The sequence below is a fragment of the Micromonospora kangleipakensis genome (assembly GCF_004217615.1).
In the GTDB taxonomy this organism is placed as follows: domain Bacteria; phylum Actinomycetota; class Actinomycetes; order Mycobacteriales; family Micromonosporaceae; genus Micromonospora; species Micromonospora kangleipakensis.
In genome coordinates, this window is sequence record NZ_SHLD01000001.1 from 3691295 (window position 1) to 3703564 (window position 12270).

Here is a 12270-nt window from a genome sequence, read left to right on the forward strand (position 1 = left end):
CTCGCTTGGGTGGGGGTGGCGCCACGCCCAGCCTAACTTACGGGCCAGTAACCTACGGTCCCGTAGGTTAACGGAAGGTCCGGGGCCAGGGGTCAGTGCCGGGCGACGTAGACGGTGTTCGCGGACTCCCGCCCCTGCAACGGGTTGGGGAACCGGACGACGTGCGCCACCGAGGTCGGGAACACCTCGGTGAGCACCCGCTGGAACGCCGGGTCGGGCGGGTCGTTCGACCAGAGCGCGAAGACCCCGTCGCGGTGCAGGAGGTCGGCGAGCCGGCGCAGCCCAGCGACGGTGTAGAAGTCGGCGTGGCTGGGGTGCAGCACCTGGCGCGGCGAGTGGTCGACGTCGAGCAGCACGGCGTGGAAGCGGCGTCCCGGCGCGTCGGGGTCGAACCCGGCCCCGTCGGCGACGGCGGCGAAGAAGTCGGCCCGGACGAACCGGGTACGCGGATCGGTGGCCAGCCCGGCGGTGAAGGGGAGCAGGTCCCGACGGTGCCAGTCGATCACGTCCTCGATGGCCTCCACCACCACCAGCGAGCGGACCCGCGGGTCCTCCAACGCGGTCCGCGCGGTGTAGCCGAGGCCCAGCCCGCCGACCACCACGTCCAGGGCGTCGCCCTCGAGCGTGGCCAGCCCGAGCCGGGCGAGTTCGATCTCCGCGACCGGGAAGAGGCTGGACATCAGGAACTCGTCGTCGAGCTTCACCTCGTACACGTCGACGTCGAGCGAAGGGTCGCGACGCCGGCGCAGGCTGATCTCGCCGATCGGGGTCTCCCGCCAGGCCAGTTCTTCGAATCGCGCGCCCACGGGTGGTCCTCTCCGCCGGTTCCGTCACCGGATGCTACCGGCCCGTCGGCCCGCCGCCGGACGATCCCGGCCGCGTCGGGCAATTCCGCCGCCGCCGGCATCCCCCGGCCCGACCCGGGTAAGCCACCCGGTCGATGGTGTCGGCGGAAGGGGAGCGCGGTGGCGGAGATGCTGGCGGGACGGTTGCATGTGACCGGGCGGGCGTTGCGGATGGAGTCGGTGCCGGTGCCCGAGCCGGGCCGCGGGCAGGTCCGGATCAGGGTTGCCGCCGCCGGGGTGTGCCTGTCGGACGTGCACCTGATCGACGGCACCCTCACCCCGCTCCACCTGCCCGGCGACGTGGTCACGCTGGGCCACGAGGTGGCCGGCGTGATCGACGCCCTGGGCGAGGGCGTCGAAGGCTGGCAGCCGGGTCAGCGGGTGTTGCTCCAGGCGGGGGAGCGGGACCGGCGCGGTACCGCGCTGACCCGGGGCGTCGACTACGACGGCGGCTGGGCCGAGTACGCGCTGGCCCGCGAGGACACCGTTGTGCTGATTCCCGACGCGCTGCCGTTCGAGCACGCCTGCATCATCCCTGACGCGGTCTCCACCCCGTGGGCGGCGGTGACCGACACCGCCCGTGTCCGTCCGGCGGAGGCGGTCGGGGTCTGGGGCGTCGGGGGCCTCGGCGCGCACGCGGTGCAGTTGCTCCTGCTGGTGGGCGCTGCCCCGGTCGTCGCCGTGGATCCGCTGCCGGCGGCCCGGGACCGGGCGCTGATGCTCGGCGCCGACGTGGCCCTGAACCCCAAGGACGTCGGCTTCCGGGACGCCGTGCTGGAGTTGACCAACGCGCGCGGTCTGGACGTCGCGTTCGACTTCGCCGGCGTCACCCCGGTCCGCGAGCAAGCCCTGACGGTGCTCGGGCCGCGCGGGCGGCTGGTGCTCACCGGCATCGCCAGCCAGCAGGTGACCATCCCGTCGGACAGCCGGTTCAACTACCTGGGGCAGGCCGTGCTCGGCCACTACGGCTCGGAGGCGGAACACGTCGCGCAACTGGTGTCGCTCGCCGCTCGGGGACGGCTCGACCTGACCGCCTCGGTCAGCGACGTGCTGCCCCTGACCGACGCCGCGGAGGCGGTGCGGCGGGTCCACGACAAGGAGGGCGACCCGATCCGGCTCATCCTGCGCCCGTGACCGGTCGGCCGGACGCGCGCCACGGGCCGGTGCGTGATCAGCCGACGGGGCGGGCCGCCACGACCACCGTGTCGAGGGCGTCCACGCTGCCGCCGTCGTCGGTGGGCACCGGCCGGCGGGCGGTCTCGGCCCGCTGGATCCGCAACCCGGCGAGCCCGTCCACGACCGACTCGGGGGTGAGCAGGATCGCCGGGTCCTGCGGTCCGCCCGTCCCGCGGTCGAGGTTTGCCCGGTCGTGACCGACGACGACGATCGTGCCGCCCGGCCGCAGCGCGTTGCGGGCGGCGGCGAGCACCCCGGCCAACTCCTCGGCGGGCAGGTGCAGGTAGCTGATCAGGACCAGGTCGTAGCTGCCCGGGACCGGCCGGTAGGCGGTCACGTCCGCGACCCGCCACTCGACTGGTACGCCCCGCCGGCTGGCCAGCTCGCGGCCCCGCTCGACGGCCACCGGGGAGAAGTCCACGGCGGTGACCCGCCAGCCCTGGCCGGCCAGCCAGACCGCGTTGCGGCCCTCGCCGGCCGCCAGGTCGAGCGCGCTGCCGGGGTCCAGCCCGGCGACCGACTCGACGACGAAGCGGTTGGGTTCAGCGCTCCACACCAGACCCGGCGTGTTGGCGTACCGGGTGTCCCAGGCGCTGCTGTCCACTGTGCATCTCCCTCCGGCGGCGCCGCACCACCACCGCGACCGTACCGGTCAGCGCGAGCGCCGCCGTCACCGCCAGCCCCAGACCCAGCTCGGCGGGGAGCTGCTGGGCGAGGACGAAGACGCCCATCACCACGACGAGCCAGCCGAACGACCTGCGCAGGAGGTCGGCAGGGATGCGCCCGGCGAGCCGCCCACCGGCGAAGCTGCCGGCGATGGCGGCGACGGTCACCGCGGCGGCCAGGCCCCAGTTGATGCTCATGCTGGAGAGGTAGCCGGCCAGGCCGGCGAAGGACTTCATCGCGATGACGACCAGGGAGGTGCCGACCGCGACCGGCATCGGCAGGCCGCCGAGCAGGGCGAGCGCGGGCACCACCAGGAAGCCGCCGCCGGCGCCGACCAGGCCGGTGACCAGCCCGACCACCACCCCGTCGAGGATCACCCGCAGCACGGGAAGCTCGTGCGGCACCGGTCGGCCCTCGGCGGCGCGCCGGCCCCGGATCATCGCGACCGCGGTGGCCAGCATCATCACCGCGAACCCGGTGAGCAGGAACCCGGCCGGGACGAACTCGGCCAGGCGACCGCCCGCGTAGGCGCCGGTCATGCCGGCGAAGCCGAAGATCAGGCCGGTGCGCCAGCGGACCCGTCCCGCCCGGACGTGCGGCAGGACACCCACCGCGCTGGTGGCGCCGACGACGAGCAGCGAGGTGGCGATCGCCTCCTTGGCCGGCAGGTCGGCGACGTAGACCAGCAGCGGCACGGCGAGGATGGACCCGCCGCCGCCGAGCAGGCCCAGGCTGATCCCGATCAGCACGGCCAGCCCGACGGTCAGCAGGATGCTCGCGGTCATGCCCGCCGCCCGGCGGCCGTGCCGTCGCGCAACTGACCGACGATCGTGTCCAGGTCGCAGCTGGTGCCCCGGTTGTACGGCAGCTTGCCGAGCAGCATGCCCATCGCGCAGGTGTTGGTCACCGCGGCGAAGGTGAGGCCGGCGCCGATGAACCCGGCGATCCACTTGAGACCGGGCACGAAGACCGAGGCCAGGATGCTGACCAGGACGATCGAGCCGGCGACGAGGCGGACCTGCCGTTCCAGGTCCCAGCGGGGTGCGCCCTGCTTGACCGGCGCGCTGGCGGCCTGCCAGGCCAGCATGCCGCCGTCGAGGATCTTGAGGTTCGGCAGTCCGGCCCCGGCGAGGGCCTGTCCGGCCTGGGTGGCGCGGGCGCCGGAGCGGCAGATCAGCACCACGTCCTCGGCCAGGTGGTTGCGCAGCTCCTCGCGGTGCTCCCGGAGCAGGTCCAGCGGGACGTTGTAGGCGCCGGGGATGTGGGACGTCTCGAACTCGGCGGGGGTGCGCACGTCGAGCAGTCGGGGCCCCTGGCCCGAGTCGATCAGCTCGCGCAGGGCGCCGGCGTCGAGCGTGGCGGGGCGGGTGGTCTCGGAAGTGCTCATGTCTCCTCGTTCGTGGCGCAACACCGTTGTCGGCGGGCAGGGTGGGACCGGCCGGCGCGGAGCCGCGCCGGCCGGTGTCGCAGCCGGGTCAGGGCTTCTCGGCCATGGCGACGCCCGCCGCCTCGGCGTTGCCGAACTTGTCGTCGATGACGACGACCTCGCGGCCGGCGTTGGCGAGCAGGGACGCCGCTGCCGTGGCCCGGTAGCCGGAGCCGCAGTGCACCCAGACCACGCCCGGCGGGACGTCGGCCAGCCGGCGCGGGAGGTCGGGTAGTGGGACGTGCACGGCCCCGTCGACGTGGCCGGCCCGCCACTCGTAGGTCATCCGCACGTCCAGCACCACGTCGGGGGCGGGCAGGCCGGCGGACAGGTTGCCCGCGCGTGCGGCGGCCAGCGCCGGGAAGTCGGCCATCCGCAGCTCGCGCAGCTGGGCGGGCTCGACCGCCCACTGCGCGGGCTCGCCGGTGGCCTGGGCGGCGGGCCGGTCGATTCCGATCCGGACCAGCTCGCGCTGGGCGTCGGCGACCTGCTCGGGCGTCTCGGCCAGCAGGGTGACCGGGGTGCCCCAGTCGATCAGCCAGCCGAGCCAGGTGGACATCGGCCCGTCGAGGCCGAGGCTGACCGTGCCGGCCAGGTGCGAGGCGGCGTACGCCTTGCGGGTGCGCAGGTCGACCACCCACTCGCCGGCGGCGATCCGGTCCCGCAGCTGCCCGGCGTCGGCCCGGGTCACCGGGGTCAGGTCGACGGGCGCCGGACCGGCGGCGTTCGCCACCCCCATGTGCGCGTAGTACGCCGGGTAGGCGTCCAGTCCGGCGAGGGTCTCGGTGACGAACTCGTCGGCGGCGAGGCGGAGCACCGGGTTGGCCTGCTTCTCCCGGCCGATGGTCGACTCGGGGGCGTCGGCCTGGGCTGCCGAGCAGAAGCTGCCGAAGCCGTGCGTCGGCCATACCTGCGCCCCGTCGGGCAGCAGGTCGGCGAGCCGGCGTGCCGAGGCGTGCTGGTGGTGGGCCAGCTCGTGGGCGTGCTGCTCGCCGAGCAGGTCGGTGCGGCCGGTGGTGCCGAAGAGCAGCGAGCCGCCGGTGAAGACGCCGACCGGCCACCAGCCGGCGTCGGTCGCCTCGTCGAGTACGTACGACAGGTGGTGGAAGGTGTGGCCGGGCGTGCCGACCACCCGCAGGCGCAGCGAGTCCCCCACGGCGACGGTGTCGCCGTCGGCGACCCCCACCCGGTCGAACCGGACGTCGTCGGCGGCGGCGACCAGGTACTGCGCGCCGGTCACCCGGGCGAGGTGCAGCCCGCCGGAGACGTAGTCGTTGTGTACGTGGGTCTCCAGCACGTGAGTGATCCGGACGCCCTGCTCGCCCGCCAGGCGCAGCACCCGGTCGATGTCGCGCTGCGGGTCGACCACCAGCGCGATCGTGCCGTCGCTGGCCAGGTAGCTCCGGTCGCCCAACGAGGACGTGGTGATCACGGACACCTCGGCGGTCATGTTCGGTTCTCCTTCGCTGTCTGATACCCCGGGGGGTATAGGGCAGGTAGACGTCCGCCCGGGTCGCGGGGTGCGCCTACCCGCCCGCGCCGGGTTCACACGGCGCGGGCGTCAGGTCGTACGGTCGTCGGTCAGGCGAGGGAGAGGAAGAGCTTCTCGAGCTCCTCCTCGGTCATCTCCGGGGTCTCGCCACGCTCCCGCGCGGCGTTGCAGTGCCGCATCCCCGACGCGATGATCTTGAAGCCGGCCCGGTCGATCGCCTTGGACACGGCGGCGAGCTGGGTCAGCGCCTCCCGGCAGTCCTGCCCGCTCTCCATCATCTCGATCACCGCGTTGAGTTGCCCCCGGGCCCGCTTGAGCCGGGTCAACGCCTCGCCGGTCATCTCCGGTCGTAGCTTCACCGCGCCACCTCCTGCGCTTCAACATACCCCCGGGGGTAGCCGTCCCGCCACATACCCCTGAGGGTATTCGGCCCGGCCGCCTGAAACGCCCATTGGGCGCCGAATGGCGACGCAGGGTCCTCGACACATCGACGGAGCGCTTATCCTGTGCCCCGACCGATTCAGGGAAGGGACCGCATGCCGTCGCGGCAGGACCAGCTCCACTCGTACCAGTTCACCGTGCAGCGGGCGGTCGCCGCGCTGGTGATGCGGGAGACCGACCCCGTCCAGTCGCCGTTCCGGCGGCTGGCCGGCGCGGGCCTGGCCAGCGTGCTGGTCGCGGTGATCGGCCTCGGCGGCTTCGCCCTCTACGGCCTCTTCGCCGGTGGCGGCAGCTCCTGGCGAGACTCCGGCGCGGTGATCGTGGAGAAGGAGTCCGGCGCCCGGTTCGTCTACCGTGAGCAGCGGCTGCACCCGGTGCTCAACTACGCCTCCGCCCTGCTCATCATCGGCGCCGACCGGCCGAAGACCGTGCTGGTCTCCCGGCGCTCGATCGAGGGCGTGCCGCGCGGGCTGCCGCTGGGCATCGCCGACGCGCCGGACTCGCTCCCCGCGCCCGGTCGGCTCTCCACCGCGCCGTGGACGGTCTGCTCGGTCAGCTCGACCGAGGCCGGGCGGACCGAGCCGCGCTCCGCGCTGCTGATCGGCCGGGACGCCACCGGCGGTCGCGCCCTCGGCGAGCAGGGTCTGCTGCTGCGGCACCCGGACGGCAGCCTGCACCTGCTCTGGCACGACCGGCGCTACCTGCTCCGCGACACCGACCGGGTGCTGGCGGCGCTGGCCGCGACCCGGGAGCGGGCGGTGCCGGTGGCGCCCGCTCTGCTCAACACCGTGCCGGCCGGCGCCGACCTGGCCCCGCCGACGGTACGCGGCCTCGGCGACCGCTCCGCCGGGGTCACCGGCGCCACCGTCGGCGACGTCTACCTGGTGCGCAACTCCGGCGGCGGCCGGCAGTACGCGGTGGCCGAGCGGGACGGCCTGGCCGGCATCACCGAACTCCAGGCCGGGCTGCTGCTCGCCCGCACCGGCCAGGGCGAGCCGAAGCCGATCACCCTGGGCCGGTTCGCCGCCCTGCCCAAGCTGCCCGACCGGGTCCCCAGCGGGCCGACCGCGCCGCCCCCCGCCCCGCCCCGGCTGGCGACCGTCGACGGCGGCGCGGTCTGCGTCCGGGTCGGCGACGACACCGGCGTACGCGACGTGCGGGTGGGCGGCACCCCGCCGGACCTCGCCGCCGCCGCGCGGACCCCGGCCGGCCGGGGCGGTGTCCTCGCCGACCAGGTGGTGGTCGAGCCCGGGCGCGGCGCGGTGGTGGAGGCGGCGGCGGCGCCGGGCGCGTCCGGCGGCGCGGTCTCCGTGGTCACCGACCTGGGCCGGCGGTACGTGCTCGCCGACGGCGCGGTGCTCGGCATGCTCGGCTACTCCGGCGTCCGCCCGGTGCGGCTGCCGGCGAGCCTGGTCAGCCTGGTCCCGGCGGGCAGCCCGCTCGACCCCGCCTCCGCCCGCGCGGTCGCCGCCCCGGCCTGACCTCGGGCCCATCCGCCAGACATCGGGCGCCCGGGCCCACCCGCCCGGGGCCGGCCAGCCCGGTGCGCCGGGCTCAGCCGGCCGGGCGGCGCAGGACGCTGATCGCGAAGCCGGCATCGTCCCGCCACGGGCGCAGGTCCCAGGTGGCGAAGCGGTGCTCCAGCCGCAGCCCGGCGGCGACCGCGTCGGCGTCGAAGTCGGTCAGCGGATAGCCCCGGTCGGTACCGAAGCCGACCACCACGATGCCGTCCGGGCGGACGTGGGCGGCGACCCGGGTCAGCACCGCCCGTTCGGTGCCGGGTGCGACGAACGCCATCACGTTGCCGGCGATCACCGCCGCGTCGAAGGGCTCCGCCTCGTCCTGAGCGGCGAGGTCCAGCACGGCCAGGTCGCCGACCAGCCAGCGCGGCCCGGGGTGGTCGGCGCGGGCGGCCTCCACCAGCGCCGGGTCGGCGTCGACCCCGACCACGGCGTGTCCCCGGGCGGCCAGCGCGGCGCCCACCCGCCCGGTGCCGCTGCCCGCGTCCAGGATGCGGGCGCCCGGCGGCACCAGCGCGTCCAGCAGGCGCGCCTCACCGGCCAGGTCCGCCCCCTCGGCGGCGAGGCGGCGGAACCGGTCGATGTACCACTGCGAGTGCCCGGGCTTCGTCTCGGTCACCCAACGGGTCGGCTTGCTCATGGGGCCACGGTAACCGGATCTTCGTCGCCGGGAGCCGGCTGGGGTGGCCGGGCGCCGCCGCGCGTGACCAGGCATGATGCGCCGGGTCGAGCCCGCGCGGGGGGTTAGGTCAGCGCGAGGAACGTGCCGGCGGCGAGTGGAACCCCGGCGGCGGCCCCTGCCAGCACCTGCGGCCAGGTGTGGTCGCGCAGCCGTACCCGGGACCAGGCGACCGCGGCCACCAGCAGCCAGGCCGTGTGCAGGGCCGGACCGAAGAGCAGCACCAGCACGGTGGCGGAGGCGGCGATCACCGCCGCGTGCACGCTCAGCTTCCACCAGTGGTTGACCACGGTGACCGCCGCGCCGACCACGAAGATCACGACGATGACGGCGAACAGCTCCGCCGGGGCGTGCAGCGCGGCCAGCAGCGCGATCCCGACCGCCACCGAGGCCAGGCCGGTCAGCAGCGGTCGGGCCCGCTGGGTGCGGTCGCCGATGTGCCGGTCGGTCAGTCTGCCGCGGCGCACCCCGTGGACGATCACGCCGACCGGGATGACCGCGCAGAAGAGCAGCGCGGTGCCGCCCCACACCAGGAGGTCGCCCGGGCCGTCGCTGACCCGGGCGGCCGCCACCAGCGGCAGGGCGGTGGCCAGGACGCCCGGCGCGAGCACCTCGGTGAGCAGGCGGGCCAGCCGTCGGCTGGCCGACCGGTCCCCGTCCACCGTGGTCGCGCGCACCGGGCCATCCTGGTGTGATCCCGCGCTCAAGGTCAAGTTCAGCCCTTCTCCGCCCCGATGGTCAGCCCCTCGGTGAGCAGCCGCTCGCTGGCGAAGAAGAGGATCACGATGGGCAGGGTGAGGATCACCGATCCCGCCATCAGCACGGTCTTCGGCACCTCGACGCCGTCGGAGAGCAGCGACAGCCCCAGCGACACCGTCCACCGGTTCGGCTTGTCCACCAGGAAGAGCAGCGCGAAGAGGAACTCGTTCCAGGCGATCATGAAGTCGTAGAGGGCGACCGCCATGATCGACGGCGCCGCGAGGGGGAGGCTGACCCGCCGGATGATGCCGAGCCGACCGGCGCCGTCGATGGCTGCGGACTCCTCCAGGCTGACCGGAATCGTCTCGAAGTAGTTCTTCAGCATGTAGACCGAGACCGGCAGGGTCTGCGAGATGTAGACCAGCACCAGCCCGAACAGCGAGCCGCGCAGCCCGACGCGGGTGAAGACCACGAAGAGCGGGATGGCGATGACGATGGACGGGAAGAGGTAGACGGCGAGGAAGAGGGCGTTGACCTGTCGCCGGCCGAAGAACCGCAGCCGGGACACCGCGTACGCGCCGGGGATGGCGACCACCAGGGTCAGCAGCGTGGCGGCCAGCGCCACCAAGCCGCTGTTGCGGATGAAGGTGAGGAACCCCTGGCCGCCGTCCTCGGCGGCCTTGAGCACCTCGGCGTACGTGGCGACGGTGAACTCGCTGACCGGCACCCACAGCGAGCCGGGGTCGAGCAGCAGGCGTTCGATGGGGCGCACCGAGAGCACCAGCATGTACCAGAAGGGCAGCACGGTGACGATCAGGAAGGCGGCGATCACCAGCCGGCGCAGCCAGCGCAGGCTGACCGTCTCGAACCGGTCCCGGTCCATCACGCCTCCCTACGTGCGGTGAAGAAGCGCAGGTAGATCGCGACGAACGCGATCAGCACCACGGCCAGCACGACCGCCTGGGCGGCCGCCGCGCCGACGTCGGTACGCGCCGTGAGGAACTGGTAGACCCGGACGCTGACCACCTCGGTGCCGGCTGAACCGCCGGTGAGCAGGTAGACGTCGTCGAACTTGTTGAAGGTCATGATGAACCGGAGCACCGCCAGCAGCGCGATCACCGGCATCAGCTGGGGCAGCAGGATGTGCCGGAAGCGCTGGGTCGGGGTGGCCCCGTCGACCCGCGCCGCCTCCTCCAGGTCCCCGGGGACCGCCTGCAACCGGGCGAGCAGGAACAGGAACGCGAACGGGAAGTACCGCCACGCCTCGAACGCGATCACCGTCCACAGCGCGGTCGAGTCCTGGGAGAGGAACGGGATCGGCGCGTCCCAGCCGAGGAACCGCTGCCCCCAGGCGTTGACGACGCCGAGCTGCGGGTCGAGCATCACCTGCCAGACGAAGGCCACCGCGACCACCGGCGCCACGTACGGCAGCAGCATCGACGCCCGGACCATCGTGCGTCCCCGGAACGGCCGGCGAACGACCAGCGCGGCGACCAGGCCGATCACGATCGAACCGAAGGTCCCGCCGAGGCTGTAGAGCAGGGTGGTCCAGAGCGTGTCGGCGAACCCGGGGGTGTGCAGCACCCGGTCGAAGTTGGCCAGGGTGAACTCGCCGACGAGCCCGGTCCTGCGCAGGGTCGCCAGGCGTACCCGTTGGAAGGCCAGCACCACGGTCCAGACGATCGGGATGCCGATCACCGCGAGCACCACGAGCAGGGTCGGGGCGACCAGCGCGAGCCCGGCGCGGGACTCGCGGCGGCGCAGGGTCAGTGGTCGGCGCCGGGGGCCGGGCCGCTCCCGGGCGGGGGAGCGGCCGGCCTCCGGCGCGGTGGTGGTCAATTGACGCCCTTCTTGACCGCCTCGACGTCCTTCTTCGCCCGGGCCGCCGCCGCGGCGGCGTCGGACTTGCCGCCGATCACGTCGGCGAGCGCCTTCGGTACGGGTAGCTCGCCGAGGATGGCGCCGACCAGCTTGCCCTGGCCCTGGGGCAGGCCCCAGCGCTGGAAGGTGTCCGGGCTCTTGCGCAGGGTGGCGAGCACGTCGTCGCCGTACACCGCGGAGAGCGGCTTCTTGGTGTCCACGCCGGCCTGGCTGGTGTTCCAGGCGGTGAGGAACTTCTCCTTGTCGTCCGCGGTGCCCTTGCGGACCGGGAACCGACCCTCGGGGGACATGCCGAACCAGCGCGGGTAGCCGTCGGAGAGCAGGTACTCCACGAACGACTTGGCCGGGTCGGCCGCGGCGCCGTCGAGGACCGCCCACGAGCTGATCTCGCCGTACTGGGCCGGTTCGGTCCCGTTGGGGCCCTTGATGGCGGTGACGAAGGCGCTGTTCTTGGCGAGGAACGTCGGGTCCTGCTGGCACTGCGGGCAGGTCGGTTTGGCGTCGGCGCGCAGCCCGGCCAGCTCGTCGAGGATGAACGGCGACCAGATCAGCATCGCCGCCTTGCCGGCGAAGTAGGTGGCCCGGGTGGTGTCCACGTCCTGCGCGCCCTTGACCGAGTGGTTGCGCATCAGGTCGCCGTAGAAGCGGAACGCCTCGACGCACTCGGGGGAGTCGAGCTTGACCGCGCCGGAGTCGTCGGTGAGCTGACAGTTGTTGGCCAGGGCGAGGTGCTCGAAGGTCTGCTGGGTGAAGACGTCGCCGGGGGAGGTGGCCGCGGTGATGCCGGCGACGCCGCCGGTGTTGAGCTTCGCCGCGGCGGCGGCGATCTTCTCGTACGTGTCGGGGGCGGGCAGGCCGGCGGCGTCGAAGAGGTCCTTGCGGTAGACGAGGAGCTGGCCCCACCCGTCACTGGGGACGGAGAGCTGCTTTCCGCCGTCGGAGGTCAGCTCCAGCGCCCGGGGGGAGAAGGTGTCCCGGCCGAGCTTGTCGACGATCTCGGCGTTGGCCGACTCGTGCAGCAGCTCGTTGCCGGCGAGGGTCTGGATGCCGGCGAGGGAGACGGAGCCGACCACGTCGGGGAGCTCGCCGGCGGCGGCGCTGGAGGCGATGAGGGAGGGGAACTGGTCCTCGTTGACGGTGACCAGGTTGACCTTGACGCCGGTCTTGGCGGTGAAGTCGCTGATGATCGCCTTGGTCGCCGTGACCCGGTCGGCCACGTCCTCCAGGCTCCACACCGTGATCTGTGAACTGTCGCTTTTCTGCTCATCGCCGCTGCAGGCCACCATTCCCACCCCGGCAAATGCCATGATCAGGGTGGTGGCCAGCAACCGCGTCGGAGGTAATGACATCGGTGGCACTCCTCTCGAAGGGTACAACGTGGATTCAATACCCTTCGATTGATCAATCCAACTACATATGCCGATTTATTTGGTAAGATTGCCTCC

The 12270-nt window shown here is 73.4% G+C and carries 13 protein-coding genes; 2 read left to right on the top strand and 11 right to left on the bottom strand.

Translation table 11 applies throughout. The features are described from left to right. Positions 1-92: 92 nt before the first annotated feature. Positions 93-806: a polyamine aminopropyltransferase gene (locus EV384_RS17710; RefSeq protein WP_130334777.1), complete on the bottom strand. Its 714-nt coding sequence runs from the start codon at positions 804-806 to the stop codon at positions 93-95. A 168-nt stretch (positions 807-974) separates the two neighbouring features. On the opposite strand from EV384_RS17710, the gene EV384_RS17715 reads away from it, so the two are divergent. Further along, a complete protein-coding gene (locus EV384_RS17715; protein WP_207232619.1) occupies positions 975-1979 on the top strand; it encodes a zinc-binding dehydrogenase in 1005 nt (334 codons plus the stop codon). A gap of 37 nt (positions 1980-2016) precedes the next feature. Here EV384_RS17715 and EV384_RS17720 read toward each other — a convergent pair whose 3' ends face one another. The 5 genes from EV384_RS17720 to EV384_RS17740 all read right to left on the bottom strand — a co-directional run bounded on the left by EV384_RS17720 (position 2017) and on the right by EV384_RS17740 (position 5964). Continuing rightward, a complete protein-coding gene (locus EV384_RS17720; RefSeq protein WP_130334781.1) occupies positions 2017-2625 on the bottom strand; it encodes a class I SAM-dependent methyltransferase in 609 nt (202 codons plus the stop codon). After that, positions 2564-3472, bottom strand: a complete 909-nt coding sequence (locus EV384_RS17725; protein WP_130334783.1) for a sulfite exporter TauE/SafE family protein — start codon at positions 3470-3472, stop codon at positions 2564-2566. The genes EV384_RS17720 and EV384_RS17725 overlap by 62 nt, the downstream gene beginning before the upstream one ends. Further along, positions 3469-4074 carry a rhodanese-like domain-containing protein gene (locus EV384_RS17730; RefSeq protein WP_130334785.1) on the bottom strand — a complete coding sequence of 202 codons (606 nt, stop codon included), beginning with the start codon at positions 4072-4074 and terminating at the stop codon, positions 3469-3471. Before EV384_RS17730 ends, EV384_RS17725 begins: the two co-directional genes overlap by 4 nt. Positions 4075-4162: 88 nt before the next feature. Further along, positions 4163-5563 carry an MBL fold metallo-hydrolase gene (locus tag EV384_RS17735; RefSeq protein WP_130334787.1) on the bottom strand — a complete coding sequence of 467 codons (1401 nt, stop codon included), beginning with the start codon at positions 5561-5563 and terminating at the stop codon, positions 4163-4165. Between the two features lie 131 nt (positions 5564-5694). Then, a complete protein-coding gene (locus EV384_RS17740; protein WP_130334789.1) occupies positions 5695-5964 on the bottom strand; it encodes a metal-sensitive transcriptional regulator in 270 nt (89 codons plus the stop codon). A gap of 177 nt (positions 5965-6141) precedes the next feature. On the opposite strand from EV384_RS17740, the gene eccB reads away from it, so the two are divergent. Further along, positions 6142-7527 (top strand): type VII secretion protein EccB, encoded by a 1386-nt coding sequence (gene eccB / locus EV384_RS17745; RefSeq protein ID WP_130334791.1) that lies wholly within the window; start codon positions 6142-6144, stop codon positions 7525-7527. Between the two features lie 73 nt (positions 7528-7600). Here the strand turns inward: eccB and EV384_RS17750 are convergent, their stop codons facing one another. From EV384_RS17750 to EV384_RS17770, 5 genes are all read right to left on the bottom strand, one after another. Continuing rightward, positions 7601-8206: a class I SAM-dependent methyltransferase gene (locus EV384_RS17750; protein ID WP_130334793.1), complete on the bottom strand. Its 606-nt coding sequence runs from the start codon at positions 8204-8206 to the stop codon at positions 7601-7603. 104 nt (positions 8207-8310) lie between these two features. Further along, positions 8311-8922, bottom strand: a complete 612-nt coding sequence (locus EV384_RS17755; protein WP_130334795.1) for a phosphatase PAP2 family protein — start codon at positions 8920-8922, stop codon at positions 8311-8313. A 38-nt stretch (positions 8923-8960) separates the two neighbouring features. Next, on the bottom strand, positions 8961-9827 hold the full coding sequence (locus EV384_RS17760; RefSeq protein WP_130334796.1) for a carbohydrate ABC transporter permease: 867 nt from the start codon (positions 9825-9827) through the stop codon (positions 8961-8963). Continuing rightward, on the bottom strand, positions 9827-10783 hold the full coding sequence (locus tag EV384_RS17765; protein WP_130334798.1) for a carbohydrate ABC transporter permease: 957 nt from the start codon (positions 10781-10783) through the stop codon (positions 9827-9829). Before EV384_RS17765 ends, EV384_RS17760 begins: the two co-directional genes overlap by 1 nt. After that, positions 10780-12174 (bottom strand): ABC transporter substrate-binding protein, encoded by a 1395-nt coding sequence (locus EV384_RS17770; protein ID WP_130334799.1) that lies wholly within the window; start codon positions 12172-12174, stop codon positions 10780-10782. The genes EV384_RS17765 and EV384_RS17770 overlap by 4 nt, the downstream gene beginning before the upstream one ends. Positions 12175-12270 lie beyond the last annotated feature (96 nt).